This is a genomic window from Acidovorax sp. GW821-FHT09B03 (genome assembly GCF_059418305.1).
Genome location: NZ_JBWKPP010000005.1, coordinates 131,616 through 147,313, shown reverse-complemented (window position 1 = coordinate 147,313; position 15,698 = coordinate 131,616). Strand labels below are relative to the sequence as shown.

At 68.6% G+C, this 15,698-nt stretch carries 16 protein-coding genes and 2 pseudogenes; 11 read left to right on the top strand and 7 right to left on the bottom strand.

From position 1 onward, the window contains the following. Nucleotides 1–90: 90 nt before the first annotated feature. Nucleotides 91–1,032, top strand: coding sequence for an N-acetyl-gamma-glutamyl-phosphate reductase (argC, locus tag AC07PA_RS11685; RefSeq protein WP_007855103.1), 942 nt, complete (start codon nucleotides 91–93; stop codon nucleotides 1,030–1,032). A gap of 104 nt (nucleotides 1,033–1,136) precedes the next feature. Further along, nucleotides 1,137–2,120: a 2-dehydropantoate 2-reductase gene (locus AC07PA_RS11680; protein WP_007855098.1), complete on the top strand. Its 984-nt coding sequence runs from the start codon at nucleotides 1,137–1,139 to the stop codon at nucleotides 2,118–2,120. On the opposite strand, the pseudogene AC07PA_RS11675 reads toward AC07PA_RS11680, so the two are convergent. Further along, nucleotides 2,105–2,509: pseudogene (locus AC07PA_RS11675) on the bottom strand (LysR substrate-binding domain-containing protein); the annotation flags it as partial. The gene AC07PA_RS11680 and the pseudogene AC07PA_RS11675 overlap by 16 nt on opposite strands. 13 nt (nucleotides 2,510–2,522) lie before the next feature. Between AC07PA_RS11675 and AC07PA_RS11670 the strand changes: the two are divergent. Then, on the top strand, nucleotides 2,523–2,891 hold the full coding sequence (locus AC07PA_RS11670) for an Ldh family oxidoreductase (RefSeq protein ID WP_494605515.1): 369 nt from the start codon (nucleotides 2,523–2,525) through the stop codon (nucleotides 2,889–2,891). A gap of 3 nt (nucleotides 2,892–2,894) precedes the next feature. Here AC07PA_RS11670 and AC07PA_RS11665 read toward each other — a convergent pair whose 3' ends face one another. Beyond that, complete coding sequence (locus AC07PA_RS11665; RefSeq protein ID WP_494605513.1) at nucleotides 2,895–3,815, bottom strand: helix-turn-helix transcriptional regulator; 921 nt, start codon at nucleotides 3,813–3,815, stop codon at nucleotides 2,895–2,897. Nucleotides 3,816–3,945: 130 nt separating this feature from the next. Between AC07PA_RS11665 and AC07PA_RS11660 the strand changes: the two genes are divergently transcribed. Then, nucleotides 3,946–4,737, top strand: coding sequence for a fumarylacetoacetate hydrolase family protein (locus AC07PA_RS11660; RefSeq protein ID WP_494605511.1), 792 nt, complete (start codon nucleotides 3,946–3,948; stop codon nucleotides 4,735–4,737). A 21-nt stretch (nucleotides 4,738–4,758) separates the two neighbouring features. Here AC07PA_RS11660 and AC07PA_RS11655 read toward each other — a convergent pair whose 3' ends face one another. Continuing rightward, nucleotides 4,759–5,442, bottom strand: coding sequence for a hypothetical protein (locus AC07PA_RS11655; RefSeq protein ID WP_494605509.1), 684 nt, complete (start codon nucleotides 5,440–5,442; stop codon nucleotides 4,759–4,761). 9 nt (nucleotides 5,443–5,451) lie between these two features. Beyond that, the gene (locus AC07PA_RS11650) at nucleotides 5,452–6,483 is read right to left on the bottom strand and encodes a TRAP transporter substrate-binding protein (RefSeq protein ID WP_494605507.1); all 1,032 of its coding nucleotides are present in this window, start codon (nucleotides 6,481–6,483) and stop codon (nucleotides 5,452–5,454) included. Between the two features lie 178 nt (nucleotides 6,484–6,661). On the opposite strand from AC07PA_RS11650, the gene AC07PA_RS11645 reads away from it, so the two are divergent. Beyond that, nucleotides 6,662–7,486 (top strand): IclR family transcriptional regulator, encoded by an 825-nt coding sequence (locus tag AC07PA_RS11645; protein ID WP_494605505.1) that lies wholly within the window; start codon nucleotides 6,662–6,664, stop codon nucleotides 7,484–7,486. Here AC07PA_RS11645 and AC07PA_RS11640 read toward each other — a convergent pair. Beyond that, a complete protein-coding gene (locus AC07PA_RS11640; RefSeq protein WP_494605503.1) occupies nucleotides 7,480–8,418 on the bottom strand; it encodes a LysR family transcriptional regulator in 939 nt (312 codons plus the stop codon). The two genes, AC07PA_RS11645 and AC07PA_RS11640, sit on opposite strands and share 7 nt — an antisense overlap. Before the next feature lie 142 nt (nucleotides 8,419–8,560). Here AC07PA_RS11640 and AC07PA_RS11635 point away from each other — a divergent pair, with 142 nt between their 5' ends. The 6 genes from AC07PA_RS11635 to maiA are packed head-to-tail and all read left to right on the top strand — an operon-like array spanning nucleotide 8,561 to nucleotide 13,423. Then, on the top strand, nucleotides 8,561–9,556 hold the full coding sequence (locus AC07PA_RS11635; RefSeq protein ID WP_494605501.1) for a 2Fe-2S iron-sulfur cluster-binding protein: 996 nt from the start codon (nucleotides 8,561–8,563) through the stop codon (nucleotides 9,554–9,556). Nucleotides 9,557–9,573: 17 nt separating this feature from the next. Next, nucleotides 9,574–10,626, top strand: coding sequence for a gentisate 1,2-dioxygenase (gene gtdA, locus AC07PA_RS11630; protein WP_494605499.1), 1,053 nt, complete (start codon nucleotides 9,574–9,576; stop codon nucleotides 10,624–10,626). A 51-nt stretch (nucleotides 10,627–10,677) separates the two neighbouring features. After that, complete coding sequence (locus tag AC07PA_RS11625; RefSeq protein WP_494605497.1) at nucleotides 10,678–11,940, top strand: aromatic ring-hydroxylating dioxygenase subunit alpha; 1,263 nt, start codon at nucleotides 10,678–10,680, stop codon at nucleotides 11,938–11,940. Nucleotide 11,941: 1 nt separating this feature from the next. Continuing rightward, nucleotides 11,942–12,412, top strand: coding sequence for an aromatic-ring-hydroxylating dioxygenase subunit beta (locus AC07PA_RS11620; protein ID WP_494605495.1), 471 nt, complete (start codon nucleotides 11,942–11,944; stop codon nucleotides 12,410–12,412). 10 nt (nucleotides 12,413–12,422) lie between these two features. Next, entirely contained in the window at nucleotides 12,423–12,752 is a 330-nt protein-coding gene (locus AC07PA_RS11615; RefSeq protein WP_494605493.1) for a non-heme iron oxygenase ferredoxin subunit, read from the top strand. A 17-nt stretch (nucleotides 12,753–12,769) separates the two neighbouring features. Next, the gene (gene maiA / locus AC07PA_RS11610) at nucleotides 12,770–13,423 is read left to right on the top strand and encodes a maleylacetoacetate isomerase (RefSeq protein ID WP_007855064.1); all 654 of its coding nucleotides are present in this window, start codon (nucleotides 12,770–12,772) and stop codon (nucleotides 13,421–13,423) included. A 6-nt stretch (nucleotides 13,424–13,429) separates the two neighbouring features. Here maiA and AC07PA_RS11605 read toward each other — a convergent pair. Continuing rightward, a pseudogene (locus AC07PA_RS11605) lies at nucleotides 13,430–14,614 on the bottom strand (pyridoxal phosphate-dependent aminotransferase); the annotation flags it as partial. A gap of 30 nt (nucleotides 14,615–14,644) precedes the next feature. Continuing rightward, nucleotides 14,645–15,568 carry a LysR family transcriptional regulator gene (locus AC07PA_RS11600; RefSeq protein ID WP_494605491.1) on the bottom strand — a complete coding sequence of 308 codons (924 nt, stop codon included), beginning with the start codon at nucleotides 15,566–15,568 and terminating at the stop codon, nucleotides 14,645–14,647. Between the last annotated feature and the right edge of the window lie 130 nt (nucleotides 15,569–15,698).

Here is a 15,698-nt window from a genome sequence, read left to right as displayed (position 1 = left end):
CCATATGTTTGTGAAATTCAACTTTTCAAATTCTATGCAGCGCCTGAAGATTGCGCATCCCCCATTTGGCACGCACCAGGAGCATCCCGCATGAACAGCAACGCACCCCTCGTCTTCATCGATGGCGACCAGGGCACCACCGGCCTGCAGATCCACGAACGCCTGCACGGCCGCACCGACCTGCGCCTGTTGACCCTGCCCGAGCAGGACCGCAAGGACCCCGCGCGCCGCGCCGAGGCCATCAACGCCAGCGACATCGCCGTGCTGTGCCTGCCCGACGGCCCGGCGCGCGAGGCTGCCGCCTCGGTTACCAACCCAGCCGTGCGCGTGATCGACGCGAGTTCGGCACACCGCACCGATGCCGGCTGGGTCTACGGCTTTCCCGAGATGGACGCCGGCCAGGCCGAGCGCATCGCCAGTGCAAAGCGCGTGACCAACCCCGGCTGTTACCCCACGGGCGCCATCGCGCTGCTGCGCCCGCTGGTGCAGGCCGGCCTGGTGCCCGCGGACCACCCCCTGGCGATCCATGCCGTGTCGGGCTATTCCGGCGGCGGGCGGGCCCGCGTGCAGGAGCACGAGGCCCCAGGAGCAAAGGCGCCCGCCTTCCAGGTCTATGGCCTGCGCCTGGCGCACAAGCACACGCCCGAGATCGAGCGCTACGCCGGCCTGTCGGCGCGCCCCTTCTTCCTGCCGGCCTATGGCGCCTTCCGCCAGGGCATCGTGCTGACCATTCCCCTGCAACTGCGCAGCCTGCCCGCAGGCACCAGCGCCGAGAAGATCCACCAGGCCCTGGCGCAGCACTATGCAGGCCAGCGCCATGTGGAGGTGACGGGGCTGGCCGAGGCCGAGTCCACCGAGCACCTGGACCCGGAGGCGCTGAACGGCAGCAACCAGCTGCGCCTGTCCGTGTTCGCCAACCAGCAGCACGGCCAGATGCTGCTGGCCGCGGTGTTCGACAACCTGGGCAAGGGCGCCTCGGGTGCGGCCGTGCAGAACCTGGACCTGATGCTGGCGCAGATGGCCAAGGGGTAGGCCACTGTTGAGCTGCGCTAATCAATCGATCAGAAAGGATTGATTGTGTGGCGCCACAAAGCCGGGCAGACTCGCGCGCCTCATCCACTACAGAGGCAACATCCATGAAGGTCTGCATCATCGGCGCGGGCGCCATCGGCGGATTCATCGGCACCAGGCTGGCGGCGGCCGGCGGTGCCCAGGTGAGTGCCGTGGCGCGCGGCGCCACGCTGGCCGCGCTCAACCACCACGGCTGGCGCCTGCAGACCGCGGACGGGCTGGTGCAGGCGCCAGCGCACGCCACGGACCGGCCGGCGGACCTGGGCGTGCAGGACCTGGTGGTCATCGCCGTCAAGGGCCCGGCACTGGCGGGCGTGGCGCAGGGCATCGCCCCGCTGCTGGGGCCCGAGACGCTGGTGCTGCCCGCCATGAACGGCGTGCCCTGGTGGTTCTGCCAGGGCCTGCCGGGCTGGGGCGGCGAGCCGCTGGCCAGCGTGGACCCGGGCGGCCGCATCGCCAGCGCCATCCCTTTGCACCACGTGGTGGGCTGCGTGGTGCATGCCGCCACTTCCACGCCCGAACCCGGGCTGGTGCAGCACCGCATGGGGCGCGGCCTGGTCATCGGCGAGCCCGGTGGCGGCCGCAGGGAGCGCGTGCAGCGCCTGGCGGACCTGCTGAACCACGCCGGCTTCGAGGCCACGCACTCGGCCGATGTGCGCTACGACATCTGGTACAAGCTGTGGGGCAACATGACCATGAACCCGGTCTCGGCCATCACCGGGGCCACCGTGGACCGCCTGCTCGACGACGAGCTGGTGCGCGGCTTCTGCACCGCCGCCATGCAGGAGGCCGGGCGCATCGGCGCACACATCGGCTGCCCGATCGCACAGAGCCCCGAGGAGCGCCACGCCGTGACGCGCAAGCTCGGCGCGTTCAAGACCTCGATGCTGCAGGACGCGGAGGCCGGCCGCGCGCTGGAGATCGACGCCATCGTGGCGGCGGTGCAGGAGATCGGCCGCCGCGTGGGCGAGCCTTCGCCGAACATCGATGCCCTGCTGGGCCTGGTGCGCCTCTTCGGCCGGGTGCGCAGCATTTATCCCGCGGCCTGAGCCTCGTCCAGGGCCACCTGGTGCAGGTGCTCCACCAGCATGCGCGCGGCCGGTGAGAGCCGCTTTTCATCGTTGAAGCAGATGGCGAAGCGCCGCTGGGCCCAGTCGTCCGTGAGCGGCAGCACGCGGATGCCCAGGCTGGCGGCCACCGGTTCGGCCACCTCGCGCGGCACCACCGCGATGCCCAGGCCGGCGCGCACGCAGCGCATCGAGGCATCGAAGGTGCTGACCACCGCCCGGTAGTTGATGGGCCGCCCGATGATGGCCGCGGCCCGCGCCAGCATGGTGTGCACCGCCGTCGATGCCGGCAGGCCCACCTGGTCGAAGCCCAGCGTGTCCTCGAACGCGCAGCGCCGGCGCCGGGCCAACGGGTGCGACAGCGGGGCGACGATGCAAGGCGCCATGCAGCCGATTGCCGGCCATAAGGGCCTGGGCCTGGCCATGCTGGTGGAGTGCCTGGCAGCGAGCATGGGCGGTATCGCGTCGGCGCCGGGTGCGGCCACCGGCACGGCAGGGTCCGCTGCCAACGCCAGCGCCTTCGCCCTGGTGATCAACCCGGCACTGACCACCGGGCGCGAGGCCTTCGATGCCAGCGTGTCCGCCTGGCTGCAGACCTACCTGCAGGCCGCCGGACTGAACGCGCGCTACCCGGGCCAGCGCCAGGCCATGTGCGAGCAGCAGCGCAGCCGTGATGGCATTCCACTGCCTGCGGGTTTGCGCGCCGAGCTGCAGGCCCTGGGTGAACGCACGGGCCACCCCCTGCCCGCCTGAGGCTCACCCCCGACTGCGGGCCTGCTGGCGGAACTGGCGCGGGGTCAAGCCCACGTCCTGCCGGAAGCGGCGGCTGAAATAGGCCTCGTCATGGAAGCCGCTCTGGTGCGCGATCTCGCGGATCAGCGTGTCGGAGCCGGCCAGCAGCTCGCGCGCATGCTCCAGGCGCCGCTCGGTGAGCAGCTCGGTGAAGGTGCGCCCGGTCTGCTTCTTGAGCAAGTGCGCGAGGTAATTGGGCGACAGCGCCACGGCCGTGGCCGTGTTGGTGAGCGAAAGGTCCTCGTGCGAATGCTCACGCAGGTGGCGCAGCGCGCGCTGCAGCGCATCGTGGTGCACCCCGCCCTGCCGGTGGTGGCGCGCGGCCTGGGCGTGCAGGTCGGCGGCAAAGCGCGTGCAAGCCAGGCCCAGCAGCTGCAGCAGGATGCCGCGGATGCTGGCCGCCGAGCCCAGCGTGCGCGGCTGGTTGTGCGCCACCAGGGCATCGAGCCACTGGCGGATCTGCGCGAAGTCCTCGGGGCCGAACACGAAGTCCAGCTGCTCCTGGAACAGGAAGGGCGCGAGCTCCGGGTGCTGGGCCATGCCCACGTCCTCCAGGTCGAGCGCGAGCACGTCGAGCTCGGGCCAGAGAAAGCGCTGGTCGAAGTTGATGATGGCATAGCGCGCGCCCACGGGGTGCGGTACCACGTGCATGCGGTAGGGCAGCACGAAGCTCAGCGTGCCCGCGCCGAAGGGCCGTGTGGCCGTGCCCACCACCTGCCGGTCGCCGCCTTCCAGGCTCACCTGGATCTGGAAATACTCGTGCCGGTGAGGGCGGCTGAGCACGTCGCGCGCGCCCTGGAAGCGGATGTCGAAGTCCAGGTGCTCGGCGCGCTCCTGCATGCCGTACAGGCGGGCATGAGCGTTCGGTCGGGGCGGCGAGGGCATGCGCCAATGGTAGCGGCCACACCGTGGTGTGCGGCTGTGTCCAGTTTCGGCGTAGCTGCGTGCAAGTTGCGGCGGTCGCAGGCACCAACAATCGCTGTGCACACGACAACAGCCACAGGAGACAAAGCCCATGGACCAACCCCGACGCAACATCTTGACCCACTCCACCCTCCTCGCCACCGGCGCGGTCGCCGGCTGCGCCCTGCCCGCAGGCGCCAGCAAAGCGGCCGCCACCCCCTTCGACCTGCCGCAGACCACGATTCCCATCGTGGGCAGCGACCAGGTGTTTCCCGTGCGCCGCGTGTACTGCATCGGCCGCAACTACGCGGCCCATGCGCGCGAGATGGGCTCGGACCCGACGCGCGAACCACCCTTCTTCTTCCAGAAGCCGGCCGACGCGATCCAGTTCGTGCAGCCCGGCGTGGTGGCCGACCATGCCTACCCCACGCTCACCAAGAACTACCACTACGAGGTGGAGCTGGTCGTGGCCCTCTCGAAAGGCGGGCGCGACATCCCGGTCGAGAAGGCACTGGACCATGTGTTCGGCTACTCGCTGGGCCTGGACATGACACGCCGCGACCTGCAGCGCGAGATGGGTGACCAGAAGAAGCCCTGGGAGATCGGCAAGGCGTTCGACCAGTCCGCGCCCGTGGGGCCGCTGTATCCCGTGAGCCAGGTGGGCCACATCAAAGATGGCGACATCTGGCTCAAGGTCAACGGCACCACCAAGCAGAACGCCACGCTGCAGCACATGATCTGGTCGGTGGCCGAGCAGATCAGCCGCCTGTCACGCGCCTTCGAGCTCAAGCCCGGCGACATCATCTACTCGGGCACGCCCGAGAACGTGGGCCCGGTGGTCAAGGGCGACGAGATCGAGATCCACATCGACCGTTTCCCCAACCTGAAGCTGCGCATCGTCTGACCTCCGCGCGCTGCGGGGCCGCTAACCCAGGTCCTGCGCCGTGTTGGAGTGCGCCAGTGCATAGAGGCCGCGCAGCGCGCCGGCCTGCGCGCCGGCGGCCACCAGCGCAGCCTCCGACAGCCCAGTGCCTGCCAGCGCTTGCAGCGCCGCCCGGTCGTACCCGCAGGCGATGAAGACCCAGTCGGCTGCCGGATCGGGGCCGCCGCGGATCTGCTGCTCGGTGGTGGCCGCGATCTGCGGGGTCTGGTTCCGCAGCAGGTGGCCCGCAGTGGTGCCGGGGCGCGACACCAGCAACCCCGCGAGCCCACCCAGATGGCCGCGCAGGCGATCCGTAGCACCTTCGGCCGGCGACAGCCGCAGCGTGAGCGCATACCGTGACAGCGCGCCGCCGCGGCTTTCCAGCACGCGGCACTGGCTGCGCACCATGTGGCGGTGGTGCGGCATCATCTGCGTGGACCAGGGCGAGGGCGCGTTCAGGCGCTCCAGGTAGGCATCACAGAACAAGGTCTCGTACGCCGCCAGCTCGTACAGCACAAAAAAACCCTCGCCGCCATCCACCGCGGACCAGCGCGAGCCCCGGTGGAAGCCGGGGATGCCCATGCGCTCAGGGAAGTGTTCATGCGTGTGCCAGTCCTCGAACTCGGCACGCCGCTCGGGCGCGATGTCCCACCACATGGCCAGGGCGGCCTGCCCCAACAGTGCCATGGCCGGCCCTCACTTGTTGCCGGCGCCGCGCATGCGCGCGAGCTCGGCGTTGACCTGGGTCATCAGCGGCTCGCCAACTTCCTTGGCGAACTTGTCGACCACGGGCTGCACCTTCTGGCGCAAGCGCGCGAGCTCGGCTGGCGCCACATCGTTGACCTGCATGGTCTTGCGCAGGTTGGTGATGGACTCGGCCTCCTTGGCCTGGGCGATGCGGCGCTCCTCCTGTTTCGCCTCGTTGGCGGCGTCGGTGATGAGCTTGCGCTCGGCTTCGGACATGCCGTCCCAGGTCTTCTTGCTCATGAGCACGGGCATGCCGGTATAGACGTGGCGCGTGAGCGAGAGGTACTTCTGCACCTCGGCGAACTTGGCCGACTCGATCACGCCCACCGGGTTGTCCTGGCCGTCGATGGCCTTGGACTCCAGCGCGCCGTAGACCTCGCCGAAGGTCATGGGCACGGGGTTGGCGCCTAGGGTGTTGAACATGTCCAGGTAGATGGGCGAGGCGATCACGCGCAGCTTGAGGCCCTGCAGGTCCTCGTGCCGCGCGATGGGGCGCTTGCTGTTGGTCATGTTGCGAAAGCCCAGGTCCCAGATGCCCATGCCGACAATGCCGTGCGCCGCCAGGCCCGCCTGCAGCCGGGTGCCTACCGGGCCGTCGGCCAGGCCATAGGCCTCCTGCGGGCTGTCGAACAGGAAAGGAAAGTCGAACACCATGAACTGCTTGTCGATGCCCGCGAGCAGGCCCGTGGCCATGGACGCGAAGTCGAGCGTACCGCCGCGCACGGCCGACAGGTTCTGCGTGTCGCTGCCGAGCACGGCGTTGGCGAACAGCGTGACCTTGATCTTGCCGCCGCTTTTTTGCGCAACCAGGTCGGCGAACTTCTGCGCGCCCTGCCCGAGCGGGTGGTCCTTGGCCAGGCTGAAGGCGAACTTGAGGTTGCGCTCCTTGATGTCCTGGGCCAGCGCCGAGGGTGCGGTGCAGGCAAGGGCCAGGGCGCCGATGGCGGCCAGCGCCGCACGGCGCAGGTTCGATGTGGTCATGCTTGTCTCTTCCTTTCTGTCTTGGGAGGTGATCGCTGCGGCGCGCCTTCAACGGGGCGTTCTTCGCGGTGCGACGGCGGATGGTATTCGCATTTTCTGAACGTCATTCAACATTTACAACTCATTCAAATTCTGAAAGCCTGCGTATGATCGTGGCCATCCACCCGAAGGAGACCCCATGAGCGGAGCGCTCGAAAAATCCCTGGCCATCCTGGAGTACCTGGTCGCGCACCCCGATGGCGTGGCGCTGGCGCGCATATCCACCGACCTGAATATGCTGCGCAGCGGTTGCCACCGCACGCTGCACGAGCTCATCGGCTATGGCTACGTGCGCCAGATGCCGCACAAGGGCGACTACGCGCTCACCACCAAGATGGCCTCGATGGGGCTGAGTTTTTTGAGCCGCTCGGGCGTGGTGGACATCGCCCAGCCCGTGATCGACCGGCTCGCGCGCACCACCGAGGAACTCGTGCGCCTGGCCATCGTCGACGGCGAGCGGCTGACCCTGGTGGCCAAGGCCCAGGGCGCCAAGTCGGGCCTGCTGTACGACCCGGACATGGGCATCGACCTGCGCCTGTCGTGCAGCGCCGCAGGCCATGCCTGGCTCATGACCCTGCCCGAAGACGAGGCCGCCGCACGCGTGTCCAAACAGGGCCTGGGCAGCCCGCGCCAGTTCGGGCCCAACGCGCCCACCACGCTCAAGGCGCTGCAGACGGCCTTGCGCGCGCATGCCAAGCGCGGCTACAGCCTGATCCAGGATGGTTATGCGCCCGGCATGAGTTCCATGGCGGCCCCCGTGCGCCGCAAGGGCGAGCCCACCACGGGCGTGCTGGTCATCGCCGGCCCCTCGGCCCGGCTCACGGCCAAGAGCATGGCCCGCTTCGGCCCCGAGCTCATGGCCGCGGCGGACGAGCTGGCCATGGCGGGCCAGGCCTCACCGCTGCTCAAGTCGGCCAATGTCGGCACCTGGGGCAATGGCAGCGACGAGGACGACCGCTACTGAAGCGCCGGCCCCTGCGCCCAGCCCGCATAGTCCGAGTGCAGGTCGAAGACCAGCGTGCGCAGCCACTGGTTGGCCGGGTCCTTGTGGTACTTGGCGTGCCAGAACAGGTTGATGGCGATGCGCGGCAGCTTGACCGGGTGCGGGCGCGCCACCAGCCCGAAGGGCTCCACCATGCGCCCGGCCAGGCGCTCGGGCACGGTGGCAATGAGGTCGGTGGACTGCAGGATGTGGCCGATGGCTACGAAGTGCGGCACCTTGAGCTTCACGCGCCGCTCGGGGGAATGCTTGTCCAGGATCTCGTCGACCTGGCCGTGGCCGGTGCCGGCCGAGACGACGGCCACATGCTCGGCCGCAAAGAAGTCCACCGCACGCAACTGCCGGCGCTGCGCGAGCCGGTGGCCCTGGCGCAGCAGCACCACATAGTCCTGCTCGAACAACCGGCGCTGGAAGAAACCGGCCTTGAGCTGCGGCAACAGGCCAATGGCCAGGTCCACCTGGCCGGCCTCCATCGCGTCCTTGAGGTTGACCGCGGTGTTGCGCACGGTGCTGATGGCCACGCCCGGCGCCAGCTCGCCGATGCGCTGCATGAGCTGCGGCAGGAAATAGATCTCCCCGATGTCGGTCATGCCCACCGTGAAGCTGCGCTGGCTGCTGGCGGGATCGAAGGCGTTGCGCGCATTCACCGCGCCATGGATCATGCCCAGCGCATAGCCCACCGACTCGGCCAGTTGCTCGGCGAACGGCGTGGGCTGCATGCCGTTGGCGGTGCGCAGGAACAGCTCGTCATCGAACAGCCGGCGCAGGCGCGCCAGGGCATTGCTCACCGCGGGCTGGCCCAGGCCCAGGTTCTCGGCCACCTTGGAGACCTTGCGCTCGGCCAGCAGCTGGTTGAAGACCACCAGCAAATTGAGATCGATGTCCTTGAGCTCCATGGCCTGTCCCGATGAATATTGATTTCAATGATATTCAACATTCACCCCATCGCGTTGACTGATTTTCAAGGGGCCCGGATCATCGCGGCCATGACTCCCGCAGGGAGCACCGCGATCCAGAACGAAGAAGAGACAACGCACGATGGAAATCCACGTCCGCCCGCTGGGGCGCACCCTGCACACCACGGCCGGCGTGAATCTGCTGGAGGCCCTGCGCGCGAACGACGTGCCCGTGTCGTACAGCTGCATGGCAGGGCGCTGCGGCACCTGCCGCTGCAAGGTGGTGCAAGGCGAGGTGCTCGAATCGGGCCGCGAGGCCCAGCGCCGCCTGGGCGCTGCCACCGATGGCGATGCCGGCTATGTGCTGGCCTGCCAGACCTTCGTGACCGAGCCCTGCACGGTAGAGATCGCCGAGCCCGACGAGGTGGTGGTGCACACCGCGCGCACGCTCAAGGCCACCGTGCTCGCCATCGAGGATGCCACCCACGACATCAAGCGCCTGCTGCTGCAGCCAGCCAAGCCCCTGGACTTTTCGCCGGGCCAGTACGCGCAGCTGCAGTTCACGCCCGCGCATGCGCGCCCCTATTCCATGGCGGGCCTGGCCGGTGATGGCGAGCTGGAGTTCCATGTGCGGCTGGTGCCCGAGGGGCGCGTGACGGGCTACATCGCGCAGGAGCTGAAGGTGGGCGATGCGGTGCGCGTGAGCGGACCGCTGGGCTCGGCCTACCTGCGGCGCCAGCACACCGGCCCAATGCTCTGCGTAGCCGGTGGCACGGGCCTGGCGCCCATCCTGTCCATCGTGCGTGGTGCACTGGCCGCCGGCATGCACAACCCGGTGCACCTGTACTTCGGCGTGCGCTCGCCACGCGACGTCTACGGCATGGAGTGGCTGGCCGCGCTGCAGCACGAGCACCCTGCCCTCAGCGTGCACACGGTGCTGGCCTCCGGGCGCGCTGCGGGCTGCCGCACGGGCCTGGTCACCGATGCCATCGCGCAGGACTGGCAGAGCCTGGCCGGGTTTCGCGCCTACCTCTGCGGCGCACCACCGATGGTGGAGGCCACCGCACTGCTGGTGCGCCGCATGGGCGTGCTGCCCAGCCAGATCCATGCGGACGCCTTCTACGCCAGTGGCACTTGACCTCACAAGGAAGCCCCATGGAACAGCCCCGCACCCATTCCGCAGAGACCCTGGCCGCCCGCAAGGCCTACTACGAGCGCATCGGTGGCGACAGCATGACCCCGCTGTGGGAGGTGCTGGGCGCGCTGGTGCCGCCCCGGCCGCGCTCGCCCGCCGTACCGCACCGCTGGTCCTACGCAGCGGTGCGCGACCAGGTGATGGAGGCGGGCCGGCTGATCAGCGCCGAAGAGGCCGAGCGCCGCGTGCTGATCCTGGAGAACCCGGGCCTGCGCGGGCAGTCGTGCATCACGCAGTCGCTGTATGCGGGGCTGCAGCTCATCCTGCCGGGCGAGGTGGCGCCCGCGCACCGCCACACCCAGTCGGCCCTGCGCCTGGTGCTCGACGGTGAAGGCGCCTACACGGCAGTGAACGGCGAGCGCGTGACCATGCACCGCGGCGACTTCATCATCACCCCGGCCTGGACCTGGCATGACCATGGCAACCTGGGCAGCGAGCCCGTGGTCTGGCTCGATGGTCTCGATATTCCGCTGGTGCGCTTCCTGGATGCGGGCTTTGCCGAAAAGTCCCTGGAGCGCTCGCAGGGCGTGGAGCGGCCCGAGGGCGACGCCCTGGCGCGCTACGGCGCCAACATGCTGCCCGTGGACGACGACAACCCGCGCCCGGGCGACCCGACCCGGCTCTTTTTCTACCCCTACGCCCAGACCCGCGCGGCGCTGCAGACCCTGGCCCAGGGCACGCCCGATGCGCACCTGGGCTTCAAGCAGCGCTTCGTGAACCCGGCCACCGGCGCATCGCCCATGCCCACCCTGGGCACCTTTGCCCAGCGCCTGCCGGCCGGCTTTGCCACCCGGCCCTGCCGCTGCACCGATGGCACGGTGTACGTGTGCCTGGAGGGCGGCGGCGATGCCGAGATCGAGGGCCAGACCATCCCCTTCGAGGAGCGCGACGTGTTCGTCGTGCCGTCCTGGCACACCCTGGCCCTGCGCGCCCGGGCCGACACCGTGCTCTTCTCGTACTCGGACCGCCCCGTGCAGAAGGCCCTGGGCTTGTGGCGCGAAGAGCGGCTCTGACACTGGCCCGCGACCCCCATAAGAAACAAACAAGCAAGCAAGGAGACAGGCATGAACCACGAACCCGCCACCATCTTCCCGGCGCAGGCCCGGTGGGAGGGCCCGGGCACCAGCCGCGTGCCCTTCAAGGTCTATACAGACGAGGAACTGCACCGCAAGGAGCTCGAACGCTTCTTCTACCAGAAGCACTGGTGCTATGTGGGCCTCGAAGCCGAGATCCCCAACGCGGGCGACTTCAAGCGCACGGCGATCGGCGAACGCTCGGTGGTCATGGTGCGCGATGCCGAGGGCGGCATCAACGTGATCGAGAACGTCTGCGCCCACCGCGGCATGCAGTTCTGCCGCGAGCGCTCGGGCAACCGCAAGGAGCTGGTCTGCCCCTACCACCAATGGAACTACACCTTGAAGGGCGAGCTGCAGGGCGTGCCGTTTCGCCGCGGTTTGAAGCAGGACGGCAAGGTCCACGGCGGCATGCCGGCCGACTTCAACCCGGCCGACCACGGGCTCAACCGGCTCAAGGTGGCCACGCGCGGCGGCGTGGTGTTCGCCTCGTTCGACCACTCCGTGGAACCGTTCGAGGATTTCCTCGGCCCCGAGATCCTCGGCTACTTCGACCGCCTGTTCAACGGCCGCCAGCTCACCCTGCTGGGCTACAGCCGCCAGCGCATTCCGGGCAACTGGAAGCTGATGCAGGAGAACATCAAGGATCCTTACCACCCCGGGCTGCTGCACACCTGGTTCGTGACCTTCGGGCTCTGGCGTGCGGACAACAAGAGCGAGTTGAAAATGGACGCGCGCCACCGCCACGCGGCCATGGTGTCCACGCGCGGCCAGGCAGGCAAGGCCGGCCAGGTCACGCAGGTGTCGAGCTTCAAGGAAAGCATGCAACTCGAAGACCCGCGCTTCCTCGACATCGTGCCCGAGCCCTGGTGGGGCGGGCCCACGGCGGTGATGATGACCTTGTTCCCCAGCGTGATCCTGCAGCAGCAGGTCAACAGCGTCTCCACGCGCCACATCCAGCCCGCAGGCCATGGCGCTTTCGACTTCGTGTGGACGCATTTCGGCTTCGCGGACGACACCGAGGAGATGACCCAGCGCCGGCTGCGCCAGGCCAACCTGTTCGGCCCGGCGGGTTTCGTATCGGCCGACGATGGCGAGGTGATCGAGTTCTCGCAGCAGGGCTTCGAGCAAAAGCCTTTTCACCGCGCGCTGGCCGAACTGGGCGGGCGCGAGGTGGGCGACACCGACCACATGGTCACCGAGACGCTGATCCGCGGCATGTACCAGTATTGGCGCGAAGTGATGGAGGACTGAGATGGACTTCACCACCTACTACGCCCTGACCCAGCTCTATGCCGACTACGCGAGCGCCGTCGACTCGGGCGACTGGGACCTGTGGCCCGGCTTCTTCACCGACGACTGCAGCTACCGCCTGCAGCCGCGCGAAAACCATGAGCGCGGCTTTCCGCTGGCCACGCTGTCCTTCGAGAGCAAGGGCATGCTGCGCGACCGGGTCTATGGCATCAAGGAGACCCTGTTCCACGACCCCTACTACCAGCGCCACATCATCGGTGCACCCGTGGTGCGCAAGGTGGAGGGTGAGCGCATCCACTGCGAAGCCAACTACGCCGTGCTGCGCACCAAGCTCTCGCAGGTGTCCACGGTATTCAACACGGGCCGCTACATCGACGAGGTGGTGCGCACGCCCGAAGGCCTGAAGTTTGCGAAGAAGCTCGTTGTCTACGACAGCGAAATGATCCCCAACTCGATCATCTACCCCATCTAGGACACCGACCATGAGCGCCGACACCACCACCCTGCAATGGACCGATGCGGCCGCCTTCGACGACGTGCCGCAGGACGACGTGATAGCCCTGGCCGTGGACGGTCGCGACATCGCGCTCTACGGCGTGGAGGGCACCGTCTACGCCACCGACAACCTGTGCACCCATGGCCATGCCCGGCTATGCGACGGCTTTCTGGACGGACACGAGATCGAATGCCCGCTGCACCAGGGCAAGTTCGACGTGCGCAGCGGCGCGCCCACCTGCCAGCCCGTGACCGATGCAGTGCGCACTTACCCGGTGCGCATTGACGGCGGCCGGGTGTATCTGGCGCTCAGCTAAGGCCTATCATTCCGCCCATGGACCGCATTCTCTACACCTATTTCCGCAGCTCGGCCGCCTACCGGGTGCGCATCGCGCTCAACCTCAAGGGCCTCACGGCCACCCAGATCCCCGTGCACCTGGTGCGCGACGGGGGCGAGCACCTGAAGCCCGAGTACAAGGCCATCAACCCACAGGGCCTGGTGCCCGTGTTCGGCGAGGACGGCATGCGCGTGAGCCAGTCGCTGGCCATCCTCGAATACCTGGAAGAGCAGTACCCCGGCACGCCCCTGCTGCCCGCTGCGGCGGCCGACCGCGCGCGCGTGCGCCAGCTCGCGCTGGTGGTCGCCTGCGAGATCCACCCGCTCAACAACCTGCGCGTGCTCAAGTACCTGAGCGGCACCCTGGGCGTGGCCGATGCCGCCAAGAGCGACTGGATCAAGCACTGGATCGCCGAGGGCTTTGCGGCGCTGGAGACCGAACTCACGGCCCCCGGCAGCGGCGCCGGGCCGTTCTGCTTTGGCGACACGCCCACCCTGGCGGACTGCTGCCTGGTGCCGCAGATCTTCAATGCCCGCCGCTTCGAGGTGGACCTGTCGCCCTACCCCACGCTCGTGGCCATCGACGGGCGCTGCCAGGCGCTGCCGGCCTTCCAGCAGGCGCATCCGTCCCAACAGGCTGACGCCCAGTAGCCGGGATCAGCGCACCGGGTTGGCCTCCAGCCAGGCGCGCAGGCGGCGCACACCTTCGACCAGGCGTGCCGGGTCCTGGGAGGCAAAGCACCAGCGCAGCCAGCCCTGCGCCTCGGCGCCAAAGGCATTGCCCGGCGCCAGGCCCAGGCCGGCCTCGGTCACCAGGCGCTTGGCCAATGCGAGTGAATCGGTGACGCCCTCGATCTGGAAGAAGGCGTACATGCCACCGCGCGCCGCCGCCACCTTCACGCCTGGCAGCTGGGCCAGCAGCGGCACCAGGGTGTCGCGGCAGGTCTGCAGGTGGGCCACCACGCGCGGCGTGATCTCGGCACTGTGCTCCAGCGCGGCCAAGCCGGCGCGCTGGGTGAACACGCTGGCGCACGAGGTGTTGAACTCGATGACCTTGGCGATGCCGTCCACCAGCACGGGCGGCAGCACCAGCCAGCCCAGACGCCAGCCGGTCATGAGGAAGCTCTTGGAAAAACTGTGCGCCACCACCAGCCGGTCGTCGGCGCTGGCGATGTCGAGAAAGCTCGGCGCGCAGCGGTTCTCGGTGGGTTCGTAGTACAGGCGCTCGTAGACCTCGTCGGCCAGGATCCAGGTGCCCGTGCTGCGGCAGTGGTCCAGGATGCGCTGCTGCTCCGCGCGGGTGAGCGTCCAGCCCGTGGGGTTGTTGGGGGCGTTGAGGATGAGCAGCCGGGTCTGGGCGGTCACGGCCCGGCACAGGGCATCCAGGTCCAGCGTCCACTGCCCATCGGCGGGAGTCAGCGGCAGGGTGCGCACGCGCGCGCCCAGGATCACCGGCTGCGCCACCAGGTTGGGCCACACCGGCGTGACCACCACCACCTCGTCGCCCGCATCCACCAGGGTCTGCACGGCCAGCATCAGCGCGCTCACGCCGCCCGAGGTGATCGCGATGCGGCCCGCTTCCACCGCCGGGTGCAGGGTGCTGGTGTAGCGCGCCACGGCCTCGCGCAACGCGGGCAGGCCCAGGTTGTGGCTGTAGAAGGTCTCGCCGCGCTGCAGGGATTCGATGGCAGCGTTGCGCACCACTTCGGGCGTGACCTCGTCGCTCTCGCCGAACCAGAAGGCCAGCACGTCATCGCGGCCCAGGCCGGCATTGGCGACCTCGCGGATCATGGAAGGTTCGAGGGTCTGGATGGTCTCACGCATGGTCGAGAAAGCGGCTGTCGGTGAAGGGACTGCAAGCGTAGCGTGTTTTCAAGGTGCTTGATCGCCGCTTTGTATTTCCCACCAGCGCTCGCCCATCTGTTGCTGCAGCCATTCGATGAAGCTCACCACCTTGGCCGGCACCATGCGCGGCGAGGGGTAGACGGCGTGGATCTCCTGCGGCGGCAGGGTCCAGCCAGGCAGCAAGGGAACGACGGCACCGCCATCGAGCGAGCCCTGCGCCACATAGGTCGGCAACGCCGCGATGCCCATGCCGCCGCGCGCGGCGGCCAGCAGGGCCGAGAGGTTGTTGGAGCGCAGCGGCCCCGCCACCGGCACGGCATGCGCCACGCCCGTGCCGTTGCTGAAATGCCAGCGCGCATCGCCCTGCACGGTGCTGTAGATGAGGGCATCGTGCCGCACCAGGTCGGTCGGCGCGGCCGGCATGCCGCGCTGCGCCAGGTAAGCGGGCGAGGCCACCAGCACCCAGGGGTTGAGCCCCAGGTAGCGCGCGCCCAGCGTCGAATCAGCCAGGCGCCCCATGCGGATGGCCACGTCGATGCCCTGCTCCACCAGGTTCACATAGCGGTCCTCGAAGACCAGGTCGATCTGCAGGCGCGGGTTCTCGCGCATGAAACGCATCACCAGCGGCACCAGCACGCGCCGCCCGAAGGCCACCGAGGTGCTGATGCGCAGCCCGCCCTGCACTTGCGACTGCAGCAACGCGGCCACGGTCTCGGCCTCTTCGACATGGTGGGTGATGAGCTTGCACTTGTCGTAGTACAGGCGGCCGATCTCGGTGGGCGACACGCCGCGCGTGCTGCGGTGCAGCAGGCGCGAGCCCAGCTGCTTTTCGAGCTGGGCCACGAGCTTGGTGGCCGAGGGCTGGCCCACGCCCATCTCGGCCGCGGCCTTGCTGAACGAGCCCAGGTCGACCACGCGCACGAACAGTTTGACTCCGAGAAGGCGATCCATGGAATCGATTATCGGCAGCGCCCTGCGGCCGATTGCATTCCAAAAGGGAATAACGCTAATGCCCTGGATGCGGGTTCCGGGCGGTGGCCATTGGGCGGAGCATCCAGTCCACCAATTACTCAACCCCTGA

Bases quoted from the DNA above. Each gene is read 5' to 3' on its own strand.
- AC07PA_RS11625 (WP_494605497.1), top strand. From the start codon at position 10,678: ATGAACCACGAACCCGCCACCATCTTCCCGGCGCAGGCCCGGTGGGAG.
- maiA (WP_007855064.1), top strand. From the start codon at position 12,770: ATGGACCGCATTCTCTACACCTATTTCCGCAGCTCGGCCGCCTACCGG.
- argC (WP_007855103.1), top strand. From the start codon at position 91: ATGAACAGCAACGCACCCCTCGTCTTCATCGATGGCGACCAGGGCACC.
- AC07PA_RS11660 (WP_494605511.1), top strand. From the start codon at position 3,946: ATGGACCAACCCCGACGCAACATCTTGACCCACTCCACCCTCCTCGCC.
- AC07PA_RS11680 (WP_007855098.1), top strand. From the start codon at position 1,137: ATGAAGGTCTGCATCATCGGCGCGGGCGCCATCGGCGGATTCATCGGC.
- AC07PA_RS11665 (WP_494605513.1), bottom strand. From the start codon at position 3,815: ATGCCCTCGCCGCCCCGACCGAACGCTCATGCCCGCCTGTACGGCATG.
- AC07PA_RS11600 (WP_494605491.1), bottom strand. From the start codon at position 15,568: ATGGATCGCCTTCTCGGAGTCAAACTGTTCGTGCGCGTGGTCGACCTG.
- gtdA (WP_494605499.1), top strand. From the start codon at position 9,574: ATGGAACAGCCCCGCACCCATTCCGCAGAGACCCTGGCCGCCCGCAAG.
- AC07PA_RS11620 (WP_494605495.1), top strand. From the start codon at position 11,942: ATGGACTTCACCACCTACTACGCCCTGACCCAGCTCTATGCCGACTAC.
- AC07PA_RS11650 (WP_494605507.1), bottom strand. From the start codon at position 6,483: ATGACCACATCGAACCTGCGCCGTGCGGCGCTGGCCGCCATCGGCGCC.
- AC07PA_RS11670 (WP_494605515.1), top strand. From the start codon at position 2,523: ATGCAGCCGATTGCCGGCCATAAGGGCCTGGGCCTGGCCATGCTGGTG.
- AC07PA_RS11645 (WP_494605505.1), top strand. From the start codon at position 6,662: ATGAGCGGAGCGCTCGAAAAATCCCTGGCCATCCTGGAGTACCTGGTC.
- AC07PA_RS11615 (WP_494605493.1), top strand. From the start codon at position 12,423: ATGAGCGCCGACACCACCACCCTGCAATGGACCGATGCGGCCGCCTTC.
- AC07PA_RS11655 (WP_494605509.1), bottom strand. From the start codon at position 5,442: ATGGCACTGTTGGGGCAGGCCGCCCTGGCCATGTGGTGGGACATCGCG.
- AC07PA_RS11640 (WP_494605503.1), bottom strand. From the start codon at position 8,418: ATGGAGCTCAAGGACATCGATCTCAATTTGCTGGTGGTCTTCAACCAG.
- AC07PA_RS11635 (WP_494605501.1), top strand. From the start codon at position 8,561: ATGGAAATCCACGTCCGCCCGCTGGGGCGCACCCTGCACACCACGGCC.